Source organism: Streptomyces mobaraensis NBRC 13819 = DSM 40847, assembly GCF_017916255.1.
GTDB lineage: Bacteria > Actinomycetota > Actinomycetes > Streptomycetales > Streptomycetaceae > Streptomyces > Streptomyces mobaraensis.
The window spans coordinates 5068169-5094311 of record NZ_CP072827.1; the positions used below are offsets into that span (position 1 = coordinate 5068169).

Annotated in this window: 22 protein-coding genes and 2 pseudogenes; 11 read left to right on the plus strand and 13 right to left on the minus strand. The window is 72.7% G+C overall.

All coding sequences use genetic code 11. The annotated features are described in order from the left end of the window. The first annotated feature begins 23 nt into the window (after positions 1-23). A complete protein-coding gene (locus tag J7W19_RS21950) occupies positions 24-1235 on the plus strand; it encodes an outer membrane protein assembly factor BamB family protein (protein ID WP_004937724.1) in 1212 nt (403 codons plus the stop codon). 74 nt (positions 1236-1309) lie between these two features. On the opposite strand, the gene J7W19_RS21955 is transcribed toward J7W19_RS21950, so the two are convergent. The 4 genes from J7W19_RS21955 to J7W19_RS21970 form a co-directional block, all read right to left on the minus strand. After that, the gene (locus J7W19_RS21955) at positions 1310-5137 is read right to left on the minus strand and encodes a multifunctional oxoglutarate decarboxylase/oxoglutarate dehydrogenase thiamine pyrophosphate-binding subunit/dihydrolipoyllysine-residue succinyltransferase subunit (protein WP_040887382.1); all 3828 of its coding nucleotides are present in this window, start codon (positions 5135-5137) and stop codon (positions 1310-1312) included. Between the two features lie 261 nt (positions 5138-5398). Continuing rightward, a complete protein-coding gene (locus J7W19_RS21960) occupies positions 5399-6487 on the minus strand; it encodes a sensor histidine kinase (protein WP_004937730.1) in 1089 nt (362 codons plus the stop codon). Between the two features lie 16 nt (positions 6488-6503). Next, the gene (locus J7W19_RS21965; protein WP_004937733.1) at positions 6504-7241 is read right to left on the minus strand and encodes a response regulator transcription factor; all 738 of its coding nucleotides are present in this window, start codon (positions 7239-7241) and stop codon (positions 6504-6506) included. A 90-nt stretch (positions 7242-7331) separates the two neighbouring features. Then, entirely contained in the window at positions 7332-8102 is a 771-nt protein-coding gene (locus tag J7W19_RS21970; RefSeq protein ID WP_411848842.1) for a spermidine synthase family protein, read from the minus strand. A gap of 173 nt (positions 8103-8275) precedes the next feature. Between J7W19_RS21970 and J7W19_RS33690 the strand changes: the two genes are divergently transcribed. Then, on the plus strand, positions 8276-9478 hold the full coding sequence (locus J7W19_RS33690) for a rhomboid-like protein (protein WP_004937738.1): 1203 nt from the start codon (positions 8276-8278) through the stop codon (positions 9476-9478). Here J7W19_RS33690 and J7W19_RS33695 read toward each other — a convergent pair. Together J7W19_RS33695 and J7W19_RS21980 are read right to left on the minus strand one after the other, a co-directional pair. Further along, positions 9374-9745: pseudogene (locus tag J7W19_RS33695) on the minus strand (maleylpyruvate isomerase N-terminal domain-containing protein); the annotation flags it as partial. The gene J7W19_RS33690 and the pseudogene J7W19_RS33695 sit on opposite strands and share 105 nt — an antisense overlap. Beyond that, positions 9742-10617, minus strand: coding sequence for an NAD(P)-dependent oxidoreductase (locus J7W19_RS21980; RefSeq protein ID WP_004937742.1), 876 nt, complete (start codon positions 10615-10617; stop codon positions 9742-9744). The gene J7W19_RS21980 and the pseudogene J7W19_RS33695, both read right to left, overlap by 4 nt. A gap of 154 nt (positions 10618-10771) precedes the next feature. Between J7W19_RS21980 and J7W19_RS21985 the strand changes: the two genes are divergently transcribed. From J7W19_RS21985 to J7W19_RS21995, 3 genes are all read left to right on the plus strand, one after another. After that, on the plus strand, positions 10772-11806 hold the full coding sequence (locus J7W19_RS21985; protein WP_040887383.1) for a helix-turn-helix domain-containing protein: 1035 nt from the start codon (positions 10772-10774) through the stop codon (positions 11804-11806). Between the two features lie 119 nt (positions 11807-11925). Next, on the plus strand, positions 11926-14364 hold the full coding sequence (gene lon / locus J7W19_RS21990; RefSeq protein ID WP_004937748.1) for an endopeptidase La: 2439 nt from the start codon (positions 11926-11928) through the stop codon (positions 14362-14364). Between the two features lie 72 nt (positions 14365-14436). Further along, complete coding sequence (locus J7W19_RS21995) at positions 14437-15297, plus strand: MBL fold metallo-hydrolase (RefSeq protein ID WP_004937751.1); 861 nt, start codon at positions 14437-14439, stop codon at positions 15295-15297. Positions 15298-15347: 50 nt separating this feature from the next. Here J7W19_RS21995 and J7W19_RS22000 read toward each other — a convergent pair whose 3' ends face one another. Next, positions 15348-15614, minus strand: coding sequence for a hypothetical protein (locus J7W19_RS22000; protein WP_004937754.1), 267 nt, complete (start codon positions 15612-15614; stop codon positions 15348-15350). Next, positions 15607-15966 (minus strand): hypothetical protein, encoded by a 360-nt coding sequence (locus J7W19_RS22005; RefSeq protein ID WP_004937756.1) that lies wholly within the window; start codon positions 15964-15966, stop codon positions 15607-15609. Before J7W19_RS22005 ends, J7W19_RS22000 begins: the two co-directional genes overlap by 8 nt. Before the next feature lie 184 nt (positions 15967-16150). Between J7W19_RS22005 and J7W19_RS22010 the strand changes: the two are divergent. Beyond that, positions 16151-16489: pseudogene (locus J7W19_RS22010) on the plus strand (Uma2 family endonuclease); the annotation flags it as partial. Between the two features lie 21 nt (positions 16490-16510). Here J7W19_RS22010 and J7W19_RS22015 read toward each other — a convergent pair. Beyond that, entirely contained in the window at positions 16511-17347 is an 837-nt protein-coding gene (locus J7W19_RS22015) for a class I SAM-dependent methyltransferase (protein WP_004937760.1), read from the minus strand. A 105-nt stretch (positions 17348-17452) separates the two neighbouring features. On the opposite strand from J7W19_RS22015, the gene J7W19_RS22020 reads away from it, so the two are divergent. Then, on the plus strand, positions 17453-18457 hold the full coding sequence (locus J7W19_RS22020; protein ID WP_004937763.1) for an aldo/keto reductase: 1005 nt from the start codon (positions 17453-17455) through the stop codon (positions 18455-18457). Between the two features lie 28 nt (positions 18458-18485). Here the strand turns inward: J7W19_RS22020 and J7W19_RS33935 are convergent, their stop codons facing one another. Beyond that, positions 18486-19010: a DUF7848 domain-containing protein gene (locus J7W19_RS33935; protein ID WP_459214077.1), complete on the minus strand. Its 525-nt coding sequence runs from the start codon at positions 19008-19010 to the stop codon at positions 18486-18488. Positions 19011-19205: 195 nt separating this feature from the next. Between J7W19_RS33935 and J7W19_RS22025 the strand changes: the two genes are divergently transcribed. Then, positions 19206-19466 (plus strand): GntR family transcriptional regulator, encoded by a 261-nt coding sequence (locus J7W19_RS22025; RefSeq protein ID WP_004937766.1) that lies wholly within the window; start codon positions 19206-19208, stop codon positions 19464-19466. A 41-nt stretch (positions 19467-19507) separates the two neighbouring features. Here the strand turns inward: J7W19_RS22025 and J7W19_RS22030 are convergent, their stop codons facing one another. Further along, positions 19508-20155 (minus strand): CatB-related O-acetyltransferase, encoded by a 648-nt coding sequence (locus J7W19_RS22030; RefSeq protein ID WP_004937769.1) that lies wholly within the window; start codon positions 20153-20155, stop codon positions 19508-19510. A 229-nt stretch (positions 20156-20384) separates the two neighbouring features. On the opposite strand from J7W19_RS22030, the gene J7W19_RS22035 reads away from it, so the two are divergent. Beyond that, on the plus strand, positions 20385-20837 hold the full coding sequence (locus J7W19_RS22035; RefSeq protein ID WP_004937771.1) for a lamin tail domain-containing protein: 453 nt from the start codon (positions 20385-20387) through the stop codon (positions 20835-20837). 57 nt (positions 20838-20894) lie between these two features. On the opposite strand, the gene J7W19_RS22040 is transcribed toward J7W19_RS22035, so the two are convergent. Then, entirely contained in the window at positions 20895-21533 is a 639-nt protein-coding gene (locus J7W19_RS22040; protein ID WP_004937774.1) for a LysE family translocator, read from the minus strand. A 4-nt stretch (positions 21534-21537) separates the two neighbouring features. Continuing rightward, the gene (locus tag J7W19_RS22045) at positions 21538-21975 is read right to left on the minus strand and encodes a MerR family transcriptional regulator (RefSeq protein ID WP_004937777.1); all 438 of its coding nucleotides are present in this window, start codon (positions 21973-21975) and stop codon (positions 21538-21540) included. Between the two features lie 60 nt (positions 21976-22035). On the opposite strand from J7W19_RS22045, the gene J7W19_RS22050 reads away from it, so the two are divergent. Together J7W19_RS22050 and J7W19_RS22055 are read left to right on the plus strand one after the other, a co-directional pair. After that, a complete protein-coding gene (locus tag J7W19_RS22050) occupies positions 22036-22941 on the plus strand; it encodes an NAD(P)-dependent oxidoreductase (RefSeq protein ID WP_004937781.1) in 906 nt (301 codons plus the stop codon). 281 nt (positions 22942-23222) lie between these two features. Further along, positions 23223-26096, plus strand: coding sequence for a M4 family metallopeptidase (locus tag J7W19_RS22055; protein ID WP_411848843.1), 2874 nt, complete (start codon positions 23223-23225; stop codon positions 26094-26096). Positions 26097-26143 lie beyond the last annotated feature (47 nt).

Sequence of the window (26143 nt, forward strand, 5' to 3'; positions counted from 1 at the left end):
CGATCACCGGAAGGAATCCGCACATGACCGCTCACCCACCGCCCTTGACCGTCGAGGCGGACACCGACGCGGGCCTGTGGACGCTGTCCGTACCCGGCGACGGCCTTGGCCTCCCCGGCATCGCCGGCGACGCCGTGTACGTACCGGTGGGGGAGGACCAACTGGCCGCCGTCGACGCCCGCACCGGCCGGATCCGCTGGTGCGCCGGGGGAATCACCGAGCCGGACGCCGCGGGGGCGGTGCGCGCGGGCAGGGCGGTCGTCGTCCCGACGGCACGGGAACACAGCCGCAGCGGATTCACCGCCCTGGACGCGGCGACGGGCGAGGTCCTGTGGAAGCGCCGCAAGAGCGGACTCAACCGGCCGGCCGCCGCCGGCTCGGCCGTCGTGCTGTGGAACGACTCCGAGGACGACCGGAGCACGATCACCGGTGTCGACGGGGCGACCGGCGAGACGCTGTGGGAGGACGAGTACGACCGGATCTACAGTCTGCTCGTCCGTGGTGACCTGGTGGTCCTGGACACCGCCTCACACCGTGCCCTGGACGCCCGTACCGGTAAGGAGATCTGGCATGGAGGCGGCGCCGGCACCCTGCTCGCCGAGAACGGGCCGAGCGATGCCGCGGTCTTCCACGCGTGGCACCGCTTCGGGAGTCTGACCCGGCACGCGACCCGTACGGGTGAGGAACTGGGAAGAGTCTCGTTCCCCCCACGGGTGCTGAAGCCCTCCCCGTACGTCGACCCCGTCCTGGTCGGCGGGGGCCGCGCCCTCTTCTCCGAGAGCTTCGGCCGCCGGGTCCGGGTGTACGCCTACGGAACCGAGCGGGCCGCGTGGCCCGTGGCCGACCTCAAGCTGGGGCTCCGGCGGTTCTCCACCTTCCGCGGCCCGGCGGTCTGCGTCGACGACTGGGCCTACGTGGTCACCTGGCGGGATCGCCTGTACGGGGCCGACGTCACCGGACGGCGCGGCCTGCGCAGGCTCGCGACGACCGCCCCGGACGGCACGGTCCTGAAGGAGCCGAAGGAGATCACCGCGGGCCCCCGGCACGTCTTCGTCTCCGGCGACGGCACCGTCGCCGGGCTCCGCGAAGGCCACGTCCTGTGGGTCGCCGCCACCAACCGATGGAGCCACCGCATCGTCCCCCTCGGCCCCGACCGCGTCCTGTTCCCGTCCACCGACGGACGACACAGCCACCTGCACTGCGCCGACGCGGAGACCGGCCGCCGGATCGGCTGAGCCCGGGAACGGGCCGGGGCCCGTACCGCCGATGCGGTACGGGCCCCGGGCTCGTAGCGGGTCGCCAGCCGGGCTCAGCTGTCGAAGACCTCGGCGACCAGGGCCGCCTGCTCCGCCTGGTGGCGCTTGGCCGAGCCGACCGCCGGGGAGGAGGAGTGCGGGCGGGAGACGCGGCGCAGGCGCTCGCGGGCCGGGATGTCGGCGCCGACCGCCAGGTCGAGGTGGTCGATCAGGTTCAGCGCGATGAACGGCCACGCGCCCTGGTTCGCCGGCTCCTCCTGGGCCCAGATGTACTTCTCGGCGTTGGGGAACTTGGCGATCTCCGCCTGGAGCTCGGCACCCGGCAGCGGGTACAGGCGCTCGATGCGGATGAGGGCGGTGTCCGTGGCACCGCGCTTCTGCCGCTCGGCCTCCAGGTCGTAGTAGACCTTGCCGGAGCAGAAGACGACCTTGCGGACGTCGGCCGCGTTCACCGTGGCGTCGCCGATCACCGGGCGGAAGCCGCCGGTGGTGAACTCCTCCGCCTTGGACGCCGCGGCCTTCAGGCGCAGCATCGACTTCGGGGTGAAGACGATGAGCGGCTTGTGGTGCGGGTTGTGGACCTGCCAGCGCAGGAGGTGGAAGTAGTTCGACGGCAGCGTCGGCATGGCGACCGTCATGTTGTTCTGGGCGCAGAGCTGGAGGTAGCGCTCGATCCGGGCCGAGGAGTGGTCCGGGCCCTGGCCCTCGTAGCCGTGCGGCAGGAGCAGGGTGACGCCGGACGTCTGGCCCCACTTCTGCTCGCTCGACGAGATGAACTCGTCGACGATGTTCTGCGCGCCGTTGGCGAAGTCGCCGAACTGCGCCTCCCACAGGACGAGCGCGTCCGGGCGGGCCAGCGAGTAGCCGTACTCGAAGCCCATCGCCGCGTACTCGCTGAGCAGCGAGTCGTAGACGTTGAACCGCGCCTGGTCCTCGGAGAGGTAGAGCAGCGGGGTGTAGTCCTCGCCGGTCTCGCGGTCGACGAGCACCGCGTGGCGCTGGCCGAAGGTGCCGCGGCGGGAGTCCTGGCCGGAGAGGCGGACCGGGGTGCCCTCCATCAGGAGGGAGCCGAAGGCGAGGGTCTCGCCCATGGCCCAGTCGATCGTGCCGTCCTCGACGCTGGCCGCGCGGCGCTGCAGCTGCGGCAGCAGGCGCGGGTGGACGGTGACGTTCTCCGGCAGGTTGACCTGGGACTCGGCGATCCGCTTGACGACCTCCTGGGAGATCGCGGTGTTCACCGGGACCGGGAACTCGGCCTGCGCCGGCGGGACCTCCGCCGTCGCGGGCGCCGAGGTGGCCTCGCGGACCTCGGTGAAGACCTTCTCCAGCTGGCCCTGGTAGTCCTGCAGGGCCTGCTCGGCCTCCTCCAGGGTGATGTCGCCCCGGCCGATCAGCGACTCGGTGTACAGCTTGCGCACCGAGCGCTTCTTGTCGATCAGGTCGTACATCAGCGGCTGGGTGAACGAGGGGTTGTCGGCCTCGTTGTGGCCCCGGCGCCGGTAGCAGATCAGGTCGATGACGACGTCCTTGTTGAACGCCTGGCGGAACTCGAAGGCCAGGCGGGCAACGCGGACGACCGCCTCCGGGTCGTCGCCGTTCACGTGGAAGATCGGCGCCTCGATCATCCGGGCGACGTCGGTGCAGTACATCGACGAGCGCGAGGACTCCGGCGGCGCGGTGAAGCCGACCTGGTTGTTGATGACGATGTGCACGGTGCCGCCGGTGCGGTAGCCGCGCAGCTGCGACATGTTCAGGGTCTCGGCCACGACGCCCTGGCCCGCGAAGGCCGCGTCGCCGTGCAGCTGGACCGGCAGGACGGTGAAGTCCGTGCCCGCCTTGCCGATGATGTCCTGCTTGGCGCGGGCGATGCCCTCGACGACCGGGTCGACCGTCTCCAGGTGGGACGGGTTGGCGGCCAGCGAGACCTTGATCTGCTCGCCGTCCAGGCCGGTGAAGGTGCCCTCGGCGCCCAGGTGGTACTTGACGTCGCCGGAGCCGTGCATCGACTTCGGGTCGAGGTTGCCCTCGAACTCCCGGAAGATCTGCGCGTAGGACTTGCCGACGATGTTGGCCAGCACGTTGAGCCGGCCGCGGTGGGCCATGCCGATGACGGCCTCGTCGAGGCGGGCCTCGGCGGCCGCGTCCAGCACCGCGTCCAGCAGCGGGATGACGGACTCGCCGCCCTCCAGCGAGAAGCGCTTCTGGCCGACGTACTTGGTCTGCAGGAACGTCTCGAACGCCTCGGCCGCGTTCAGGCGGCGGAGGATCCGCAGCTGCTCCTCGCGCTCCGGCTTGGAGTGGCCGCGCTCGACCCGGTCCTGGATCCACTTGCGCTGCTTGGGGTCCTGGATGTGCATGAACTCGATGCCGGTGGTGCGGCAGTACGAGTCGCGCAGCACGCCCAGGATGTCGCGCAGCTTCATCATCGACTTGCCGGCGAAGCCGCCGACCGCGAAGTCGCGCTCCAGGTCCCACAGGGTGAGGCCGTGCTCGGTGATGTCCAGGTCGGGGTGCTTGCGCTGGCGGTACTCCAGCGGGTCGGTGTCGGCCATGACGTGGCCGCGCACCCGGTACGCGTGGATCAGCTCGAAGACGCGGGCGGCCTTGGTGACGTCGTCGTCGTGCGAGGCGTCGATGTCCTTGAGCCAGCGGACCGGCTCGTAGGGGATGCGCAGCGCCTCGAAGATCTCGTCGTAGAAACCGTTCTCGCCCAGCAGCAGCTGGTGCATGATCCGCAGGAACTCGCCGGAGGCGGCGCCCTGGATCACCCGGTGGTCGTACGTCGAGGTCAGGGTCATGACCTTCGAGATGCCCATCTTGTTCAGGGTGTCCTGCGACGTGCCCTGGAACTCGGCGGGGTAGTCCATCGCGCCCACGCCGATGATGAGGCCCTGGCCGGGCATCAGGCGCGGCACGGAGTGCACGGTGCCGATGCCGCCGGGGTTGGTCAGCGACGCGGTGACCCCGGTGAAGTCCTCCATCGTCAGCTTGCCGACCCGGGCGCGGCGGACGATGTCCTCGTACGCCTGCCAGAACTCGAAGAAGTTGAGCGTCTCGGCCTTCTTGATGGCCGCCACCACGAGCTGGCGGTCGCCGTTCGGCTTCACCAGGTCGATCGCCAGGCCCAGGTTGACGTGCTCGGGCTTGACGAGGGTGGGCTTGCCGTCCTTCTCCGTGAAGGAGTAGTTCATCGACGGCATCAGCTTCAGCGCCTGCACCATGGCGTAGCCGATGAGGTGCGTGAAGGAGACCTTGCCACCGCGGGCGCGCTTGAGGTGGTTGTTGATGACGATGCGCTGGTCGAACAGCAGCTTCACCGGGACGGCGCGCACGGACGTGGCCGTCGGCAGCTCCAGCGAGGCGTTCATGTTCTTGGCGACCGCGGCGGCGGGGCCGCGCAGCGTCACGTACTCCGGGCCGGCCGGGGCCTCGGTCGCGGGGGCCGCGGCGGCCTTGGCCGCGGGCTTCGCGGCGGCCGGCCTGGCGGGCGCGGCGGCGGGCTTCGCGGCGGGAGCGGCCGGGGCGGCCGGGGCTGCCTGAGCGGCCTGGGCCGGAGCGGCGGGCGCGGCGGCGGCCGGAGCGGCCGGGGCCTGCGCGGGCGCGGCGGGGGCCGCGGGCGGCTGCGGGGCGGCGGCCGGCGCGGCGGGAGCCGTACCCCCGGTCACGTCCTGCTGCGCGGCGGGCGAACTCGCATCCTTGCCCGGCTTGTAGTCGGCGAAGAAGTCCCACCAGGCTCGGTCGACCGAGTTCGGGTCCTGGAGGTACTGCTGGTAGATCTCGTCGACGAGCCACTCATTGGGACCGAACACATCAGCAGGACTCTTGCCCTGCCCGTCTTGGTCGGTCGAAGTGCTCGAGGTGTTCGGGGACTGTGGCGACACGGCGGCAACCGCCCTCTTCCGCTTCCTAAGGTGGTGGACAGCGGGAATAAAGGCTACGCCTGTCCGCTGCCCTGATGCAGGCCACCGGGGCCAGTCGTCGCGCAAGTCACACTCGGCCCCGTGTTTCAGGGCATGACTTGGCGGGAAACACCCGAGGTTTCGCACTCCCCGACTGTTTCCGACCCCTCCGTGGGTACGCGGAATGGTGCCCCACATCCGGATGAACGTGTGCTTCCGCCTTCGACCCTACGTCAACTCGGATCACGAGGCTCGTCCTGGAAGAGTGACCCGGATCCGGCAGCCCCGGGGGGATTCGGCCACGCCGATGCTGCCGCCGTGCAGATCGACCGCCCAGCGGGCGATGGCGAGCCCCAGCCCCGTCCCCCCGTCGCTGCCCGGCCCGTGCTGCCCGGAGCCGCCCCGGTTGAACCGCTCGAAGACCCGGTGCCGCTCGGCCGGCGGGATGCCCGGACCCTCGTCCAGCACCTCCAGGTCCAGCGACTGCGGCCCCTCGCCGCGCCGCGCCCGGACCGTCACCCGGCCGTGCGGGGGGCTGTGCCGGACGGCGTTCTCCACCAGGTTGGCGACCACCTGGTGCAGCCGCTCCGCGTCCGCGTGCGCGGTCAGGTCGGGCGGCGAGACGTCCAGGTGCAGGTGGACGTCCTTGCGGGCGGCCCGGGGCGCGGCGCCGGTGCCGCAGGCGATGCTGGTCTCCTTCAGCACCTGCGCCAGGTAGGGCCAGACCTCGAAGCCGCGCGCGTGCAGCGGTACGACACCGTTGTCGAGCCGGGACAGGTCGAGTAACTGCTCCACCAGCCGCCCCAGCCGTTCGGTCTGCTGGAGGGCGGTCCGCATGGTCTCGGGATCGGCGGCCGAGACGCCGTCCACCACGTTCTCCAGCACCGCCCGCAGCCCGGCGATCGGCGTGCGCAGCTCGTGCGAGACGTTGGCGACCAGCTCCTTGCGGTGGGTGTCCACCGCCTCCAGGTCGGCCGCCATCCGGTTGAAGGCGTGCGCCAGGTCGCCGAACTCGTCCCGCCGCCCGTCCCGCACCCGGCGGGTGTAGTCACCGTGCGCCATCGCCCGGGTGACCTCGGTCATCTCGTCCAGCGGCGCGGTCAGCCCGTGCGCCACGAACTGGGTGATCAGCAGCGAGGCGATGATCGAGAAGACGGTGATGATCCGCAGCCCGGTCGCCGACCGGAACGCGACGAACACCAGGAACGTCGTGATCACCACCGACCCGACCACCAGCCACCCGAGCGCGGCCTTGACCGACCGGTAGGGATCCAGCGGGCGCAGCGCCTCCCAGGCACGGCCCAGCAGGCTCGGCCGCGGACAGACCGTCATCTCGCGTCCGTTCCCCTCACGCGGCCGGGGTCTCCAGCGCGTACCCCACCCCGTGCACCGTCCGGATGCGCTCCGCGCCGATCTTCCGGCGCAGGGCCTTGATGTGGCTGTCGACGGTCCGGGTGCCGGAGGCGTCCGCCCAGTCCCACACCTCGGCCAGCAGCTGCTCCCGGGAGAGGACGGCGCGCGGGGTGTTCGCCAGGCAGACCAGCAGGTCGAACTCGGTCGGCGTCAGGTGGACGTCCGCGCCGCGCACCCGCACCCGGCGCTGCGCGTGGTCGATCTCCAGCTCGCCCAGCCGCAGGATCCCGCTGCGCGGGGTGTGCGCGGCGAGCGTCGCCCGCTCCACCCGGCGCAGCAGGACGTGCACCCGCGCCGCCAGCTCGCGCATGGAGAACGGCTTGGTCATGTAGTCGTCCGCGCCGACGCCCAGCCCGACCAGCATGTCCGTCTCGTCGTCGCGCGCGGTGAGCATCAGCACCGGCACCGGGCGGCGGGCCTGGACCCGCCGGCACACCTCCAGGCCGTCGTAGCCCGGCAGCATCACGTCCAGCACCAGCAGGTCCGGCTGCCACGCCTCGGTGGTGTCCACGGCCGCGGGCCCGTCGCCCGCGATCCGCACCTGGAACCCCTCGGCCCGCAGCCGTGCCGCGATGGCGTCGGCGATGGTCCGGTCGTCCTCGACGATCAGTACCCGCCGCTGCGCCCCGGCGGAGGCTGCGGCGCCGCTCGGGCCCGTGTGTGTCTGCTCCATGTGCCCCGCCCCTAGCCGTCGTCCCCAGCGTCTTCCGGTGCCGGTCCTCCCACTGTGGCAAGCAGGGTACGGGCAGGTGGCGGGGGACGGCTACGCGGCGAGGACGGCGAGGTGGACGACGTCGGGGACGCCTCGGGCAACGATGATCTCTTCGGTGGTTACCCCGGCGAACCCGGCATTCCGGAGGGCCTCCTCGAACCGTTCGGACGGCTGTGCGGACCACACGGCGAGTACGCCGCCGGGGCGCAGCCGGGCGCGGCAGGCTGCGAGACCGGCGGGGGAGTAGAGGCCCTTGTTGTCTTCTGTGACGGTCCAGTCGGGGCCGTTGTCGATGTCCAGGCAGATCGCGTCGTAGTCGTAGTCGTAGTCGTGGGCGGGGCCGGGGAGCGGGGCGTCCAGGTACGCGAGGAGGTCCGCCTCCTCGATCCGTACCCGCGGATCGGCCAGCGCCGCGCCGGAGACGGCGGACAGCGGGCCCGTACGGTGCCAGTCGATCACCGCCCGCTCCCGCTCCACGACCGTGATCCGCTCCCAGCGCGGCTCCGCCGCCGCGTGCGCCAGCGAGAAGCCCACGCCCAGCCCGCCGATCAGCACCGCGGGCTCCGCCCGCCCGGCCGGCAGTGCCCGCAGCGCGGCGTCCACCAGCAGCCGCTCGGAGCGGCCGTCCGAGGTGTCCATCAGGAAGCAGCCGTTCGCGATGATCTCGTACACCGGCGGGGCCCCCGCCGCCGGGCCGCGCCGTCGCAGGACGACCTCGCCGTGGGGGCCGTCACGGCGGTCGAGGGTGGTCACGGGATCGTTCGGGACATACGGGACGGGCACGGGAGACCTCCGGAGACCGTTGATGTTCGACGGACGCATCCGAAGGTTAAGAGGTTGACAGGGGTGGGCTTGTTCACGGACCGAAGACGGGTCGGGGAGACGCCCGGGCCCGTACTGTTCGTACTGCGGCCCGCCGCCGGGCGGGCCGTCCGGAACGTCCCGGGAAGGTCCGGGCACGCCCCGGGCACGTCGACGGAAGGGAGCCCGGCCGAGTGACCGCCGCTGATCCCGCCGAGGCGGGCGCGTCCGCGCCGGCCGTCGGCAGTGCCGCCGGCCGACGGTGCCGACGGCCGGCGCGCCCGCTCCGCAGCCGCCTCGACGGGCTGCGGCAGCTGGTCCCCACCCCTCGGGCCACGCCCTTCACCTTCTGCTACGGCCTCGTCCTGCTCGGCACCGCGGTCTACGCCGAGCTCGGCGACGAGTCCACCGTCAACCAGCTGCTGCGCGACTCCAGCACCGACGCGGCCCACCTGGCCGACCGGCCGCTGGTCGTCCTGTTCGCCAGCGCCCTGTGGGTCGCCGGCGGGCTCTGGTCCTTCTTCGGCTGGGCGTTCGCCCCGGTGCTCGGCGCCCTGGAGCGGCGCGTGGGCGGGCTGCGCACGGCCGGCGTCTTCCTGCTCGGCCATGTGCTGGCGACCCTGGCGACCGAGCTGCCGGTGGCCGGCGCGGTCGCCGCCGGCCGGCTGCCGGCCGACTCGCTGCACCGGCTCGACTACGGCATCAGCTTCGGCCTGATGGCCTGTCTCGGCGCGCTGGCGAGCCTCCAGCGCCCGTCCTGGAAGTGGACGCTGCTGGGCACCGCCTCCCTGATGTGCGCCCAGGACCTGGTGGAACTCGCGGATCCGCTGGCCAGTTGGGGGCACCCCATCGCCCTGCTGGCCGGCGTCGCCTGCGAGCTGCTGCTGCGCGGTGACGTCCGGGAGGTCCGGGGCGGCGCCCGCCGGGGCGGCGGCGTCCGGAACGTGGTGGCGTCGGCCGCGCGGGCTCCCCTCCGGCCCGCGCCGGCCGTCGCCGGAGTCCCGGACACCGCCGCCCCGACCGGCACGGACGTCCCCGCCGGGACGGACTCAGCGGACGGTGCCGTCCCAGCTCCACTCGGCGACGTGCCCCTCCCCGGGCCGCGCGATCCGTCCGGTGGCGCGGAGCAGGGCGCGGCCGGGCTCGTCCTCGTGCGGGACGCCGGGGAACAGCCGGGCGAGGGCGGGACCGGCGAGCCCGGCCGGCGGGGTCCAGTCGACGCCCAGGCCGGCGGCGATGTCATGGGTGTGGACGACGGTCTCCACCACGCCCATGGCGGCGAAGCCGGGCCCGTCGGAGTGGCCCCACGGGTGCCAGGCCCGGTCCTCGGGCGCGGCGGCCCGGACCGCGGCGGCGAGGAACGACGCCGCGACGCGGATGCCCTCCAGCCGGGCTGAGACCGGGGCCCGCGGGTCGAGCGAGGCGAACAGGGTGATGTAGCGGTCCTGGGGCCTGGCGGTGAGCAGGCCCGCGTACCCCGTGATGCCCAGGGCCAGATGGTCCAGCGTCGCGTGGCAGGACCACTCCAGCCGCCCGGCCGGCCGCGACCAGTCCGCGTCCGGGGCCAGGCCGTCGAGGAAGGCGGTGGCCCGCTCGGCGGCCTCGGTGACCAGGGCGGCCGGGGCCAGGGCCACGGCCGTGCCCGGCGCCGTCAGGACGCTCACGCGCGTCCCTCCGCCCGGACGAACTCCACCAGCCGGCCCCAGCTGTCGCCGCCGTGCCCGGCGTCGACGCCCCGCTTGACCAGGCGCTCGAACAGCTCGGGCAGACCGGAGGCCACCCCGCGCGCCTCGCTGGCGTGGGCGAGGTGTCCGATGGCCGCGAGGTGCACGTCGAGCGTGGCGTCGTCGCCCGGGTAGCTGCGGGCGTCGGCCTGCGGGGCGTACGTGTTCATGAAGAACTCGACGGCCCGCATCCAGCGGCCGGCGACCGCGGTGAAGGCCGCGGCCTTGCCCTCGCCGTCCGTCCCGACGAGCGCCACGCCGTGCGCCCAGCCGGTGAGCGTGGACCACATCAGGCCGAGCAGCGCGGTGTCGTAGAGCGAGGCCAGGGTGACGTCGGTGCCCAGGTCCACCGGGTCGCCGAGGGCGGCGAGCGTCGCGCGGTGCTCGGCGAGGGCCTCCGGGGAACCGCTGTAGAGGAACATGAAGTCGGGGTTGCCGACGCCGGGCGGCGTCGTCATGATCGCGCCGTCGAGGTAGCGGAAGCCGTGCTCCTCGGCCCAGCGGGCCGCCTCGGCGGCCTGCTCCGGGGCGCCGGAGGTGAGGTTGACGACGGTCCGGCCGGCCAGGTCGCCGACCAGCGGGTCCAGGACCTCGTGGACCGTGTCGTAGGTGGCCAGGCAGACGACCACCAGCGGGCTCGCCGCCACGGCCGCGGCGGCGTCCGGCGCCTCGGCGGCGCCCTTCTCCACCAGGGCGGCGGCCTTGCCGGCCGTGCGGTTCCAGACGGTCGTGCGGTGGCCGGCCGCCAGGAACGCACCGGCCAGCGCGGTGCCCATCGAGCCCAGCCCGAGGACGGTCACCTTCGTGCTCATGGAAAAGTCACCCGTTTCATGCGGATTCATGCGGAAGTACTGGGAGTTGAGAGGACGTGCTCTCGTGTGACCCCTACATTTCCAGCGCCGCCGCGCCCCCGACAGTGGCAGGACTGACCGCCTCCGCAAAATTCCTGCCACTAGGCTTCCGGGTATGAGCGCTGGTTCCGTGGCCGTGGCAGTGATCGACGACGACATCCCCTATTGGGACCTGTACGAACTGGGGGTGGTCTGCACCGTCTTCGGCATCCCGCACCCGGATCTCGCCGACCCCTGGTACGACCTGCGCCTGTGCGCCGCCGACCCGTCCCCGGACCAGCCGCCGCCCGGCCCGCTCGGCTTCACCCTGCGCACCCCCTACGGGCTGGAGGGACTGGACGGCGCGGACACCGTGATCATCCCGTCCGTTCCGGAGGCGTGCGTCGACGGAGAGCGCGAACTGCCGGACGAACTCCTCCGCGCGCTCCGACGCGCCGCCGACCGGGGCGCGCGCATGGTCTCCTTGTGCGCCGGAGCCTTCGCCCTGGCCGCCGCCGGGATCCTCGACGGCCGCCGGGCGACCGCCCACTGGATGCACACCGAGGCCCTGGCCCGCCGTCACCCGGAGGTGGAGGTGGACGACTCGGTGCTGTACGTCGACGACGGGAACGTCCTCACCAGTGCCGGCGTCACCGCCGGCCTCGACCTCTGCCTCCACCTCGTCCGCCGCGACCTGGGCGCGCACGTCGCCAACCAGCTCGCCCGGCGGCTCGTCGTGCCGGCCCACCGCCCCGGCGGGCAGGCCCAGTTCGTCGAGGTCTCCGTCCCCGAGACCGGCGACGACGGCCTGGCCCCCGTCCTCCAGTGGGCCACCGAGCGCCTCGACCAGCCCCTCACCGTCGACGACCTGGCCGCCCGCGCCGGCATGAGCCCCCGCACCTTCTTCCGCCGCCTCCAGGCCGCGACCGGCACCACCCCCCTCCAGTGGCTCCTGTCCCAGCGCCTGTCCCGCGCCCAGTCCCTCCTGGAGGCCACCGCCCTCCCGGTGGAGCGCGTCGGCGAGCTGAGCGGCCTGGGCACGGCCGCCAATTTGCGCCGCCATTTCACCCTGCACTTCGGCATCACCCCCACGGACTACCGCCGCGCCTTCCCGGGCCACGGCGGCAGAACGGTCCGCCCGGGCCGGACGGTACGCCGGGTGGGGCACTGACGGCGCGTCCTGTCGGCGACCTCCCCCTGATCGCTCACAGCGAACGCCGCCTCGGGAACATCTCCCCGCGCAAGGACATTGAGTCTGCATAGCTCAACTTGCCTGCCGAAGGGGAGATCATGGCTGCTGAGGCCGCTGACAGCAACGCCGTCACGACGCTGACCCTGCCCGTGCTGCCGCTCGACGACGAGGTGGTCCTGCCGGGAATGGTGGTTCCGCTGGATCTGACCGACTCCGAGGTGCGCGCGGCCGTCGAGGCGGCGCAGGCGGCGGCGCAGGGAGGTGCGAAGCCGCGCGTGCTGCTCGTGCCACGCGTGGACGGCACCTACGCGGGCGTCGGCACGCTCGGCACGGTGGAGCAGGTCGGCCGGCTCTCCGACGGGGATCCGGGCGCCCTCATCCGCGGTGTCCGCCGCGTCCGGATCGGGGCCGGGACGACCGGGCCCGGCGCCGCGCTCTGGGTGGAAGGCACGGCCGTCGAGGAGGCCGTCCCCGACCCGCTGCCGGGGGCCGTCACCGAGCTGATGAAGGAGTACAAGGCGCTCGCCACCAGCTGGCTCCGCAAGCGCGGCGCCTGGCAGGTCGTGGACCGCGTCCAGCAGATCGACGACGTCGCCCTGCTCGCCGACAACTCCGGCTACTCGCCGTTCCTCACCGTCGCCCAGCGCGTCGAGCTGCTGGAGACCGCCGACCCGGTCGCGCGGCTGAAGCTCGCCGTGAAGCAGCTCGGCGACCACCTCGCCGAGCAGGACGTCGCCGAGTCCATCGCCAAGGACGTCCAGGAGGGCGTCGACAAGCAGCAGCGCGAGTTCCTGCTCCGCCGGCAGCTGGAGGCCGTCCGCAAGGAGCTGGCCGAGCTCAACGGGGACGCGGACGGGGAGTCCGACGACTACCGCGCCCGGGTGGAGGCCGCCGACCTGCCGGAGAAGGTGCGCGAGGCGGCCCTGAAGGAGGTCGACAAGCTGGAGCGGGCCTCCGACCAGAGCCCCGAGAGCGGCTGGATCCGCACCTGGCTCGACACCGTCCTGGAGATGCCCTGGACGAAGCGCACCGAGGACGCCTACGACATCCCGGGCGCCCGGGCCGTGCTCGACGCGGACCACGCGGGCCTGGACGACGTCAAGGAGCGGATCACCGAGTACCTGGCGGTGCGCAAGCGGCGTGCCGACCGGGGGATGGGCGTGGTCGGCGGGCGGCGCGGGGGCGCGGTGCTCGCGCTCGTCGGCCCGCCCGGCGTCGGCAAGACCTCGCTCGGCGAGAGCGTCGCCAAGGCCATGGGGCGCGAGTTCGTCCGGGTGGCGCTCGGCGGCGTGCGCGACGAGGCGGAGATCCGCGGCCACCGGCGCACGTACGTCGGCGCACTCCCCGGCCGTATCGTGCGCGCCATCAAGGAGGCCGGTTCGATGAACCCGGTCGTCCTCCTCGACGAGATCGACAAGGTCGGTTCCGACTTCCGCGGCGACCCCGCCGCGGCCCTTCTGGAAGTCCTCGACCCCGCGCAGAACCACACCTTCCGCGACCACTACCTGGAGGTCGAACTCGACCTCTCCGACGTCGTCTTCCTCGCCACTGCCAACGTCCTGGAGGCTATCCCGCAGCCCCTGCTCGACCGGATGGAGCTCGTCCGCCTCGACGGCTACACCGAGGACGAGAAGGTCGTCATCGCCCGCGACCACCTGCTGCCCCGGCAGCTGGAGCGGGCGGGCCTGGAGCCCGGCGAGGTCACGGTGGACGACGCGGCGCTGCGCCGGCTCGCCGGCGAGTACACCCGCGAGGCCGGCGTCCGCACGCTGGAGCGGTCGCTCGCCCGGCTGCTCCGCAAGGTCGCGGCCCAGCACGAACTCGGCGAGCGGGAGCTGCCGTTCACGATCGGCGTGGACGAGCTGCGCCCGCTGATCGGCCGCCCGCACCACACGCCCGAGTCCGCCCAGGACCCGGCCGAGCGGCGCACCTCCGTCCCGGGCGTGGCCACCGGTCTGGCCGTCACCGGCGCGGGCGGCGACGTCCTCTTCGTCGAGGCGTCCCTGGCCGACCCGGAGACGGGTGCCGCCGGCCTGACCCTCACCGGTCAGCTCGGCGACGTGATGAAGGAGTCCGCGCAGATCGCCCTGTCCTTCCTCCGCTCCCACGGCGCGGAACTGGAGCTTCCGGTCGGTGACCTCAAGGAGCGCGGCGTCCACCTGCACGTCCCGGCCGGCGCCGTCCCCAAGGACGGGCCGAGCGCGGGCATCACGATGACGACGGCCCTGGCGTCCCTGCTCTCCGGCCGCCGGGTCCGCCCGGACGTCGCGATGACCGGCGAGGTGTCGCTGACCGGCCGGGTCCTGCCGATCGGCGGCGTCAAGCAGAAGCTCCTGGCGGCGCACCGGGCGGGCGTCACGACCGTCGTCATCCCCAAGCGCAACGAGCCGGATCTCGACGACGTCCCGGCCGAGATCCTGGAGAAGCTGGACGTCCACGCGGTGTCGGACGTCCGGCGGGTGCTGGAGCTGGCACTTGAACCGGTAACCGCGCCGGCGACGGCCTCCCTTGACGAAGAGGTTCCCGTGGCGGCGTAAAGCGGCGGGGTGGCTTCTGACGGGCCGTCGGAGTGCGGGAATGCCGCGCTCCGACGGCCTGTTGTTCGCACCATGACGAACACTCGCACGCGTCTGAACCGCCCCTCCGGCGTCCGCTCCCTCCGCCTCGGCGACACCAAGGTGACCTACGTGCCCGACGGCCTCGTCCAGTTGTCGCCGCGAGGCTGGCTCCCGGCCACCACGGACGAGGTGTGGGCGGCCCACCCCGAATACCTCGACGACGACGGCTACCTGGTGGCCGGCGTGGGCGGCCTGCTGGTGGAGCACGGCGACCGCGCCCTGCTGATCGACGCCGGCATCGGCCCGGTCTCGCTGCCGGCCACGCCCGGCGCCCCCGTCGGGCGGATCGAGGGCGGCGCCCTCCTCGACCACCTCACCGCCCTCGGCCGTCCGCCCGCCGCCCTGGAAGCGGTCGCGATCACACACTTCCACCGCGACCACATCGGCTGGTCCGCCCGGTTGACCGCGGCGGGCGTGCCCCACCTGGTCGCGGCGCCGGAGTGGGAGGAGCGGCACCTCGCCGTGGAACACGGCGTGCCGGAGGAGACCCTCGCCGCGATAGCGACCGACGTGCGCACGGTCGCCGACGGCGAGGAGGTCTTCCCGGGCGTCCGGGCCCTGTTCACCCCCGGCCACACGATCGGCCACGCCGCCTACGTCATCACCGGCGGCGGCCGCACCCTGATCGCCTTCGGCGACGCGCTGCACACTCCGCTCCAGGTCGCCCACCCCGAATGGTCCGCCGTCGTCGACCACGACCCACGCCAGTCCGCCACCCACCGCCACGCCCTCGTCACCCGCCTCACCGAACCCGGCACCCTCGGCTTCGGCATCCACTTCGCCGACGTCCCCTTCGGCCACGCCCGCCGGACGGAGGACGGCGGGGCGACGTGGGAGGCGGTGGACGAGTGAGGTGACCGAGCGGCGCTCGGCTCGAGAAGGCCACTGCCAGGACGAGGCTGTCAGGCCAAAAGCGTCACCTGGCGGATGTAGACCCGCTGGTGACGTGGGACGACTTGGTAGACGAACATGCCGTACCCCCTGATGATCTCCTGTTTCATCCGGGGCGACGGTCCTTCGTACTTCGTCCCGTCCAGGTAGAGGGCTGCCGCCGCACGGACCAGCTCGTCGGCTTTCTCCTCGATTTGCGCGACAAAGACAAGGTGATCAAGGCCGCCGATGACGTGCTCGGGGGAGGGGTCGTATTCCCAACCCCAGGCATCACTCATCGGTCACCGCGGATCGGGCCTCGTCGTGAAGGGCCAGGCAAGTGTCCATGGCGTCCCGCCACCGCGGATCGTCCCGATCGAGGGAGTTGGCCGCGTCCAACGCCGCCTGGTAACGAGCTGCCAAGGACGGTTGACGCTCGATTTCGATCTCGGTGGCCCACTTGATCTGGAAGAACCGGATCGGCTGGAACGAGCCGTCCTGTGTGGCGGCGGTGAAGGCCATGTCGCGGTCCGCTTGGAACTCGGCCAGACGGGACGGGGCGACTCGGGCGAGTGCCGCTCTCAAGGCGGGGAAGGTCATGTCCGGTCGCGGGATGAGTTCGGACGGCTGTTCGTCGTGCGCCGTGGTCATGGCTCCTCCGTCTATCCGAGCGTACTGAGAACGGTAACGCCTTCGCGGTGGAGGTGGGCGGCCATGCGTGAGGAGACCGTACCGGTGGACGAGTGACGTGTCGGCCGACCACATGGTTGGGCCTCGTGATCGCCCGCGCCGTCTGGTGGCGGGGAGGAGTGCGCGATAGGCGTCGAGCCGAGTCGTCCGCATCGACTTTCCCGGGCACCTGAACGGTTTCGCCGCCGATGTCGTTCTCCTCAAGGAAGGCGCGGAGAAGAACGCCAAGGGGCGTTGGACGTACCAGGACGTCGCCTTCGTCGCCGAGGTAATCTCCAAGGACACCGCGCGGAACGACTACGGGCCCAAGAAGGACGCCTACGCGGCCGCCGGGGTCCCGGTGCTCCTGATCGTCGATCCGTACACCGGGCTCTGCCACGTCTACACGGACCCCAAGGACGGTGCGTATCGCCTGGAGCCGGTCGATCTCGCGGGCACGGTCGTCGGACTCGTGCTGGACACCGGGGAGTTCACCCACGAGTGACCGGATCGGCCGGGAGCGGTCTCAGTTCCACGTCCGGGCCAGGAACAGAGCCGTCGTCGTCATCAGGTCGACGCGTCCGCCGTGCGCGTCGACGGTCCGGGCGACCTCCGCGAGGAGGCGGCGGCGGGTGTCCTCCGGTTGGACGCGGTAGAAGGACAGGGACGTCAGCAGGGCCGCGATGCCGGTGGTGGAGCGTTCGTGCGTCGTGGAGTAGACGCGGTGGCCGAGGTCGGTGAAAGCGGGATCCGCGCGGAGTTCCGCGGTCACCCAGGCGTGCTCGCCGCGGACGGACTCGCGGGGGCGCTCGTCGAGGATCGAGTGCGGGGGACGCTCGGGGAGGAAGCGGTCGTGGACGGCGGCGAGTTCCCGGCGCAGGGGTTCGTCGGTGACGTACCAGTCGTTCCAGAAGAGGGCGAGCGCGCCGCCGGGGCGGAGTACGGAACGAGCGCGGGACCAGCGGACCTCCGGGTCGGTCCAGTGCCACGCCTGGGCGGAGAAGAGGAGGTCGAAGCGGCGGCCTGCGGGGTCCCAGGTCTCGAACTCACCCGGCTGCACGGTGATTCCGGGGCGGTCGGCGCGGTGCCGGGCCAGGACGGCGGCCATGCGCGGGTCCGGCTCGATCGCCGTCACCGAGACGCCGAGCGCGGCGAACACCAGCGTCGCCTTCCCGGTGCCGGCACCGACCTCCAGCGCCTCGACGCGGCCCCCCGCGCCGTGCCGCGCGAACTCCAGGACGCCGGCGAACAGTTGCGCCGGGTACCCGGGCCGCGCGGCGTCGTACTCTTCGGCGGCCTCACCGAACACCGCCCGCCGTGCGCGGTCCGGCCGGCCGGGTCCGTCCTCGTCGCGATGCGTCATGGCGGCAGCCTACGAGGCGGGCGCCAAGGGCCGGGGAGGGCACGTGGGTTGTGCCCTGGGTACGGTGGTGTTCCCGTGCCTGGTGTGACAACGAGGAGTGCGCGCGTGAAGTACCGCAGGCTGGGCCACGACGGCCCGGAGGTGTCGTCCGTGGGTCTCGGCTGCATGGGCATGTCGGTCGCCTACGGGACGCCCGACGACGCGGAGTCCCTCCGCACCCTCGACCACGCCCTCGACCTGGGCGTCACCCTGCTGGACACGGCGGACGCCTACGGGCGCGGCGCCAACGAGGAGCTGCTGGGCCGCTGGCTGCGGCGGCGGGGCGCCGGTGACCGGGAACGCCTCGTGCTCGCCACGAAGTTCGGGCTCCGGCACGACCCGGTGACCGGCCGCGTCGACGCGGTGGACACCTCGGCGGCGTACGTCCGCGCCGCCTGCGACGCGTCGCTGCGCCGCCTGGGCACCGACCGCGTCGACCTCTACTACGCCCACCGCCGTGACCCGGCGACCCCCGTCGAGGAGACCGCCGGCGCCCTGGCCGAGCTGGTGGCGGCGGGCAAGGTGCGCTGGATCGGGCTGAGCGAGGTCGGCCCGGAGACGCTGCGCCGGGCGCACGCGGTCCACCCCGTGAGCGCGGTGCAGATGGAGTACTCGCTGTTCACCCGCGACGCCGTGGAGGGCGGGCTGCTGGACGTCTGCCGCGAGCTGGGGATCGCCGTGGTCGCGTACTCGCCGCTCGGCCGCGGCATGCTGACCGGCGCCCTGGGCTCCCGCGACGACCTGGCGGAACACGACAACCGGCGGCGCTGGCCCCGGTTCTCGCCGGAGAACTTCGGCCCCAACCTCGCGCTCGTGGACGCCGTGCGGCAGGTCGCAGGGGAGATCGGCTGCACGCCCGCGCAGGCGGCGCTGGCCTGGCTGCTCGCCCGGGGCGAGGACGTGGTGCCGATCCCCGGGACGAAGAAGCGGCGCTACCTCGCGGAGAACGCCGCCGCCGCGGACCTCCTCCTCACCGCCGAACAGACCGCCCTGCTCGACCGCGCCGTGCCGCCGGACGCGGTGGCCGGCGAGCGCTACCCGCAGCAGGCGCTGCGGCGGCTGGGGCACTGAAGGGGTAGGTGGGCCTACAGGGGGGACGTCAGGGTGCGGCCTCGGCAAGCCAAGTGCGGTGGATGACCTCCCGGAAGCGTAGGTGATCCGGATACGCGGTCACGTGCCGGACGGACCAACCGTGTGGGACGGTGAAGTCCTCCACACGGTCGGAACTCGCCCCGCACTTGGCGCACCGCATCGAGAACGTCACCGCTGCTGCCGCCTCGTACTCCGGACGGATCGTCGGGCCACGGGCCCCGGCAAGGCTGTTCACTCGCCACCCCTCTCGGCCGGGAGCACGGAGGGTGCCGGCGAACCCGGCCTTTGGGCGCCCGGGACGGACGCGCTGGTGACGCGACGGGGCGCCGGAACCCTTTCGCGGCAGATACACGGCGACGGACTGCGGTGGACGATGTCGATGCCGTGTGCGGAAACCCTGACGAAGGGCGCGGTCGGGTCCTCCGTCGGCGGGACGTCGGCCCAGGCCGCTCCGGCGGTCGGGACATGTACTTCCCGCGGCGGGCGGTGGCCGTCTCTGACGGCTCTGGGGGCCGGGCACAGCTTTTCCCATGCCCGGGAAAGCCAATGGGGGATAGCGTTGAACACGTCGACGCTCCTTCGCAGCGTGGACCGTGCCCCGGGGCGCTGGCAGGCGCCGCCGGGGTGTTGTGTGCTGCGACCGTAATACCGGAATGTGGAGCGGTGTAGAGCAGTTGGGAGCTATCCACTCATCCGTGTAGCGCTTCCTTGCTCTATGTTGACTGCTATGGCAGGTGAGCAGGGCCCGGCGCCCATCGACCCGACCAAGGCGATCTACGTCTACATGCAGGTCGCGGACCACATCGCGGCCCGCATCGTCGCGGGTGAACTCAGGCCGGGCGCCAGGCTCGCGGGGGAGCGAGACCTGGCGGAGGAGTACCGCGTGGCCATCGGCACCGTTCGGCGGGCCATCCAGGAACTGCGGGAGCGGGGCTTGCTGGTGACGCTGCCCGCCAAGGGAACGTTCGTCACCGAGCCCACGGAGTAGGCGTCGCCGTCGGCATGCGACGGAGGGCGGCGGCCGGAACCCTAACCACGGCCCGGAGCGGCCGCCTCCAGTTCGTCGATCGTGCCGGACATGATGGTCTTGACGTGCCGGGTGATGTGCTCCACCGGCCAGTCCCACCAGGCGACGTCCAGCAGCCGGGCGATGTCCTCGGGCGCGTACCGGTACCGGATGACCTTGGCCGGGTTGCCGCCGACGATGGCGAAGTCCGGTACGTCGTCGACGACGACCGAGCCGGAGGCGACGATCGCCCCGTGCCCGATCCGGACGCCGGGCATCACCAGCGAGCGGTAGCCGAACCACACGTCGTTCCCGACCACGGTGTCGCCGCGGCCGGGCAGCCCGGTGATCAGGTCGAAGTGGTCGGTCCAGGAGCCGCCCATGACGGGGAAGGGGAACGTCGAGGGGCCGTCCATCCGGTGGTTGGCGCCGTTCATCACGAACCGCGTCCCCTCGCCCAGGGCGCAGAACCTGCCGATGACCAGCTTCTCCGGGCCGTAGTGGTACAGCACGTTCCGGGTCTCGAACGCCGTCGGGTCGTCCGGGTCGTCGTAGTACGAGAACTCTCCGACCTCGATCAACGGCGAGGTCACCAGCGGTTTCAGCAGTACCACCCGGGGCTGGTCGGGCATCGGGTGGAGGGTGGTGGGGTCGAGGGGAACAGGCGGCATCAAGGGGCCTCCTTCTCGCACACGGCGGACCAGGACCGCTCAATGATCACAAACGCCGGGCGGGCGCGCGGAGTGTCACGGGAGCGTGAGAACCGCGTCACAGGAGATCGAATCCGTTCCCCCGAACGGCCGACTCCGCGCGAGAGTAGGCGAGCCCGGCAGCCGTCGGGCGGACAGCCGTGGTCGCGGCGGCCCCACCCGGCCGCCGGGCCGGAAAGCAGAGGTTCCCTTGTCGCGATCCATAGCCCGCCTGGTCGTCACCGCCGCCTGCGGGGCGGCGCTGGCATCCGCCGTCGTGCCCGCGGCGGTGGCGGCGGAGCGGAGTGCCGCCGCTCGGCCGACCGTCGTGTTCGGCAAGATCCAGTACGACAGCCCGGGGCGCGACGACCGCTCCGACCGGAGCCTGAACGCCGAGTGGGTCACCGTCACCAACACCGGCAAGAAGGCCGTGGACCTCAGCCGCTGGACGCTCACCGACAACGAGCGCCACACCTACCGCTTCGGCAAGCTGCGCCTCGCCGCCCACGCGTCCGTCCGCGTGCACACCGGCACCGGCCGCGACACCGCCGCCGACGTGTACCAGAACCGGCGCGCCTACGTCTGGAACAACGACCGGGACAAGGCCACCCTGCGGGACGCCGCCGGGCGTACCGTCGCCACCGCCTCCTGGGGCCGTCGCTGATCCGCGCGAGGTCGTGAGGTCCGCCGCCGGCCTCCGGGCCGGTGGCGGAACCCCGGCTCAGCCCTCGACCGCCATCCGCACGCCCAGCGCCACCAGCACCCCGCCGGAGGCCAGTTCCAGCCGCCTGCGCACCCGCTCCCGCGAGATGATCGCCCGCATCCGGCCGACGAACCACACGTACATCCCGTAGTACCCGACCTCGAACACCGCCCAGATCGCGGCCAGTGCCACCATCGCCGGCAGGTGCGGCACCCCGTCCGGGACGAACTGCGGCAGGAACGACATCGCGAACACCGCCGCCTTGGGGTTCGCCAGATTGCACAGCAGGCCGGCGCGGTACGAGGACCAGCCCGAACGTTCCTCCTCCGGCTGCGGAGCGCCGGCGTCCCCGACGGCCTTCGCCTTCCCCGCTCCGCGCCGCACCTCCAGCAGCGTCCTGACCCCGAACATCACCAGCACCCCGGCCCCGACGATCCGCATCACGTCGTACGCCACCTGGGACGCCGCCAGCAGCGCCGTCAGGCCGAACGCGGCGGCGAGGCCCCAGACGAAGACGCCGGTCTCGTTGCCGAGCACCGTCATGAAGCCGGCCCGGCGGCTCTGCAGCGACTTGCGGATGATCAGCATGGTGCCCGGCCCGGGGGAGGCGGCGATCAGTGTGCAGGCCCCGAGGAAGGCGAGAAGGGTGGTGAGCATGGGACTATCGTGAGCCAAGGGGTTGAGGGGACGCCAGTGTTTCGTGCCCGCAGCCGGTCCCGTCGCCGCCGTCCGCCGCCCGGGACTCCAGCCCCGAGCGGTCGATCATCTCCCGCAACAGCCCGAGCGCTGCCCCCAGTTGCCTCATGGTCTCCTCGATCCGGTCCCGCTCCGCCGGCACCTCCTCCGCCAGCGGCGCACACGCGGGCAGCAGCAACGACACCTCGTCCCCGGCGGTGCACGGCAGGACCGCCGCGATGGTGGCCGTGCCCAGCCCCGCCGCCAGCAGGGTGCGGACGTCGCGAACGGTCCGGACGTCGTCCTCGTCGTACTCGCGGTAGCCGCTCGGCCGGCGCTCCGGCCGCAGCAGCCCCTGCTCCTCGTAGTAGCGCAGCGCCCGGGGGCTGACGCCCGAACGCCGTGCCAGTTCACCGATGCGCAAACGGACCGCCCGCCCTCCGAGTTGACTCTCACGCCGACGTCAACGTCTAGCTTCGCGGGCATGGCGATTCATTCCCCGGAGCACCCCGTTCACCCCACCGACCCCACCCCCGTCACCGTCCTCGGCATGGGCCCCATGGGCCGCGCCCTCGCCGGCGCGCTGCTCGCCGCCGGGCACCCCGTGACCGTCTGGAACCGCACCCCCGGCCGCGCCGCCGAACTCGTCGAACGCGGCGCCGCGGAGGCCGGATCGGTCCGGGCGGCGGTCGGCGCCTCCCCCCTCGTCATCGTCTGCGTGATCGACTACGCGGCGGCGGACGCGATCGTCCGTCCCGCCGCCGCGGCGCTGCGCGGCCGGACGCTGGTCAACCTCACCGCCGACACCCCGGACCGGGCCCGGGCCACCGCCGCGTGGGCCGCCGAGCACGGTGTCGGCTACCTGGACGGCTCCATCCTGACGCCCGCGACGACGATCGGCACCGACGCCGCCGTCGTCATCTACAGCGGACCGGAGGAGCGGTTCGCCGCGCACCGGTCCGCCCTGGCCGCCCTCGGCGGCCGGTCCGACCACCTCGGCGCCGACCCCGGCCGCGCCGCCGCGTTCGACGTCGCCGCGCTGGACTTCTGCTGGACGGCCGTGAGCGGCTACCTCCACGCCCTGGCCCTGGCCCGGGCGGAAGGCATCACCGCCGCGCAACTCCTGCCGTACGCCCAGGGAATCGTGGAACTGCTGGGGCAGGTGGTACCGGTGTACGCGGAGCGGGCCGACGCGGACAGCCACCCGGGCGACGTCTCCAACGTCACCTCCGTCGCGGCCGGCATCGAGCACATCGTCCACGCCTCGGCCGCGCGCGGGCTGGACACCGGCGTCCTCGACGCGGCCCTCGCCGTCGCCCGCCGGGCGATCGCCGAAGGGCGCGGCCGGGACGACTTCTCGCGCCTCGTGGACACCGTGCGCGTGGCGTGAATCGGCGCCCGAGGCGCGCGTTTCCCTACGGAAGGGGTGATTCCGGCGGGGAAAGACCGCGGAGTTGCCGACTCCGCGGCCGGAAGCGGCAGTTCCGCCCCGTCGGCCCCCGCCCGGACCCCCTCCGCCCACCGGCCGAAAAGTGCCCGTGGAATACCCCTCCCCATTGTCCGGCCGACCGGCTGCCGCTTGCATGTCCCTGCCCTGAAGCAGTCCCACGGGTCGAAGCGGCCCACCGAGTGGAGCGGTTCGACCGTCCGGCGCGTATCGAGGGGGAGACCTTGCGCAGTACCGGAGCACGTTCAGGCAGAGCCGGCAGATCCGGCAGAAGCAGAGCACAGAGCGGCATATCGGGTGCGGCGGCGCTGATCGGCGCCGCCGCACTCGTCGTCTCGGCGGTCCCGGCCCACGCCGATCCGGCGAAACCGGGGGACGGGCCCGGTCAGGTGATCCCGGCGGGCAGGACCGCGACCCCGGCCCTGGTCCGGGGCATCCGCGAGCCCGTCGCCGCGAGCGGCAGCCCCGCCGACGCGGCCCGCGGCCACCTCGCGGAGAAGAAGGGCCGCTACCGCATCGCCGACCCCGGCCGCGACCTGCGGCCGGTGCAGACCCTGAGCTCGGGGACGACCGAGACGGTACGGCTCCAGCAGCGGCACCGGGGCGTGGAGGTCCTGGGCGGCCAGTACGTCGTACGGATGGAGCACAAGGACGGCAAACGCGTCGTCACCGGCACCTCCGGCAAGTACTTCACCGGGCTGAAGACCGCCACGACCCCCGACGTCGACGAAGAGCTGGCCGTCGAACGGGCCGTCGGCGCCACCGAGGACCGGCTCGCCGCGCAGCGGGCGGCCGGGCCCCGCAAGAGCGCGGACGACGCCGAGAAGGCGCCCCCGCTGACCGGCACGGCCCGCGGGCTGGTCGTGCTGCCCAAGGGCGAGGGCGTCCTGACCCAGCACGTCACCGTGCGCGGCGCCGACCCGGCCACCGGCCGGCCGGTGCTGCAGGAGGTGTACATCGACGCCAAGTCGGGCTACCCGGTCCTCCAGTACAGCGCCATCAAGACGTTCGGCGCGCCGAGCGCCGACGCGGGCAAGGGCAAGGCCGCGGACGCCTCCCGTACCGCCGCGAAGCGGACCGCGGCGGCGGCCGACGGGCCGCAGGACGGCGCCACCGGCACCGGCGTCCGGCTCGACGGCAAGTCCGTCGACCTCCAGGTCACCAAGGACGCGACGCGCAACGAGTACGTGATGCGCGACCTCTCCCGGATGCGCGACAGCACCCACAACGAGCTGTCCACCTGGGACGCCCGCGGCAAGTCCGTCGACGAGACGTCCGGCACCTGGCCCGAGGGCGTCAAGGAGTTCGGCTCGGCCGACCCGGCGTTCGGCAAGGACGCCACCGAGTCGGGCGCGGTCGACGCGCACTGGGCCGCCGGCAAGGTCTACGACTACTACCGGACCGTGCACGGCCGGAACAGCCTCAACGGGCGTGGCATGGCCATCAGGTCCCTGGTGGGCGTGAGCTACTGGGGCATGCCGTACGTCAACGCCTTCTGGGACGGCACCAAGATGGTGTACGGCAACGGCGACGCCGAGTACCGGCCGCTCTCCGCCGGTCTGGACGTCGTCGGCCACGAGATGACCCACGGCGTCGTCGAGAACTCCGCGGACCTCGTCTACGCCGGCCAGTCGGGCGCCATGAACGAGGCCATCGCCGACTACTTCGGCAACGCCATCAAGAACGACGCCCGCGGCGTCGCCATGGACGACCCCGACTCCGGTCTGCTCGGCGAGTCGCTGTGCCGCACCAAGTCGCCGCGCGACTGCGCGTTCCGGGACCTCAACGACGGGAGGACCACCTCCAAGTCCTTCCTCGGCGTGGGCTTCGGCACCGACAACGGCGGGGTGCACCTCAACTCGACGATCTTCTCCGGCGCCCTGTGGGACATCCGCCAGGACCTGGACAAGACCCTCGCCGACAAGATCGTCTACAAGGCGCTCACCGAGTACATGACGCCGCTGGACGGCTTCACCGAGGGGCGCAACGCCGTGCTCGCCGCGGCGAAGGACCTCAAGGTCACCGACGCCCAACTGCGGACCGTCGAGCGCTCGTTCAACGCCCACGGCATCGTCCCCGGCTGGGAGCTCGCCATGGGCGTGGACTCCGACCAGCTGCTGGGCCGGGTCAACACCAACGAGAGCCGCGCGGGCGCGGGCGGCGGCTGGTGGGCCGCGTCCAAGTCCAACGACGACGGGACCGAGGCGTACTCCGTCTGGGCCGGCCGCACCGACGGCACCGGCGCCCCCAAGCTGATCAGCCCCAACGACGGCCGCTTCCACGTCGACCCGGTCACCGACGGCAAGACCGTGGTGTGGATGTCGTACAAGGGCCGGGACATCCAGCTGCTGGCCCGGCCGCTGGCCGGCGGGCCGGTCAAGGTGCTCGCCACCAGCCGCTACCGCTTCACCTCGCTGGCGGTCGAGGGCAAGACGGTCGCCTTCGAGCTGCACGGGCGGCGCGGCTACACCGCGGCGGCGTACCTGCGGATGGGCCAGGACGACGAACCGGTCCGCATCCCGCCCTCCGCGGGCACCGGCCGCTTCAACCGCACCAACTACCCCTCGCTGCACAACGGCAGGATCGCCTTCGCCGACGAGCACCGCGTCGACGGCGCGTACCGGAACGACGTCGGGATCCTGGACGTCGCCACCGGCAACCGGACCACGGTCAAGCTGACCGACGCCGCGGCCGAGGCCGGCCCGACCGCGATCACCGGCAAGCACGTCTTCTGGCTGAGCACGCCGGACTACGAGACCGGGCTGACCGCGGTGCGCCGGGCGGACCTGGACGGCGGTAACGTCGTCGACATCAGCCCGGCGACGGGCAAGGACGCGCTGCGCGGCGTGCTGCTCACGGCCTCCGACGAGGCGGTGACGGTCCTGGCGCAGACCCCGGACACCCAGTACCGCAACGAGACGCTGTCCAAGCTGTGGCAGTTCTCGCCGGACGGCGCCCGCAAGGGCCGGGTCTCCTGCAACCGCGGTGAGCAGCTGGGCGGCGCGGCCGACACCGGCACCCGCGTGGTGTGGACCGACGCGACCACCGGCTACACCGACCTGGTGACCCGGCACCGCCCGGCCGGCAACTGCGGCTGACGGCCGACGCCCGGTGGGACGCTGACGGCCGTGCCCCCGGCGCCGAT

What these genes read in the sequence shown, in the direction of transcription:
- J7W19_RS22015 (WP_004937760.1), bottom strand. Translation starts at nt 17,347, where the DNA reads ATGACGCATCGCGACGAGGACGGACCCGGCCGGCCGGACCGCGCACGG.
- J7W19_RS21950 (WP_004937724.1), top strand. Translation starts at nt 24, where the DNA reads ATGACCGCTCACCCACCGCCCTTGACCGTCGAGGCGGACACCGACGCG.
- J7W19_RS22000 (WP_004937754.1), bottom strand. Translation starts at nt 15,614, where the DNA reads ATGAGTGATGCCTGGGGTTGGGAATACGACCCCTCCCCCGAGCACGTC.
- J7W19_RS21970 (WP_411848842.1), bottom strand. Translation starts at nt 8,102, where the DNA reads ATGCGTCCGTCGAACATCAACGGTCTCCGGAGGTCTCCCGTGCCCGTC.
- J7W19_RS21965 (WP_004937733.1), bottom strand. Translation starts at nt 7,241, where the DNA reads ATGGAGCAGACACACACGGGCCCGAGCGGCGCCGCAGCCTCCGCCGGG.
- J7W19_RS21980 (WP_004937742.1), bottom strand. Translation starts at nt 10,617, where the DNA reads ATGAGCACGAAGGTGACCGTCCTCGGGCTGGGCTCGATGGGCACCGCG.
- J7W19_RS21960 (WP_004937730.1), bottom strand. Translation starts at nt 6,487, where the DNA reads ATGACGGTCTGTCCGCGGCCGAGCCTGCTGGGCCGTGCCTGGGAGGCG.
- J7W19_RS22040 (WP_004937774.1), bottom strand. Translation starts at nt 21,533, where the DNA reads ATGCTCACCACCCTTCTCGCCTTCCTCGGGGCCTGCACACTGATCGCC.
- J7W19_RS33935 (WP_459214077.1), bottom strand. Translation starts at nt 19,010, where the DNA reads ATGGGAAAAGCTGTGCCCGGCCCCCAGAGCCGTCAGAGACGGCCACCG.
- J7W19_RS22050 (WP_004937781.1), top strand. Translation starts at nt 22,036, where the DNA reads ATGGCGATTCATTCCCCGGAGCACCCCGTTCACCCCACCGACCCCACC.
- J7W19_RS22025 (WP_004937766.1), top strand. Translation starts at nt 19,206, where the DNA reads ATGGCAGGTGAGCAGGGCCCGGCGCCCATCGACCCGACCAAGGCGATC.
- J7W19_RS22030 (WP_004937769.1), bottom strand. Translation starts at nt 20,155, where the DNA reads ATGCCGCCTGTTCCCCTCGACCCCACCACCCTCCACCCGATGCCCGAC.
- J7W19_RS21995 (WP_004937751.1), top strand. Translation starts at nt 14,437, where the DNA reads ATGACGAACACTCGCACGCGTCTGAACCGCCCCTCCGGCGTCCGCTCC.
- lon (WP_004937748.1), top strand. Translation starts at nt 11,926, where the DNA reads ATGGCTGCTGAGGCCGCTGACAGCAACGCCGTCACGACGCTGACCCTG.
- J7W19_RS21985 (WP_040887383.1), top strand. Translation starts at nt 10,772, where the DNA reads ATGAGCGCTGGTTCCGTGGCCGTGGCAGTGATCGACGACGACATCCCC.
- J7W19_RS22005 (WP_004937756.1), bottom strand. Translation starts at nt 15,966, where the DNA reads ATGACCACGGCGCACGACGAACAGCCGTCCGAACTCATCCCGCGACCG.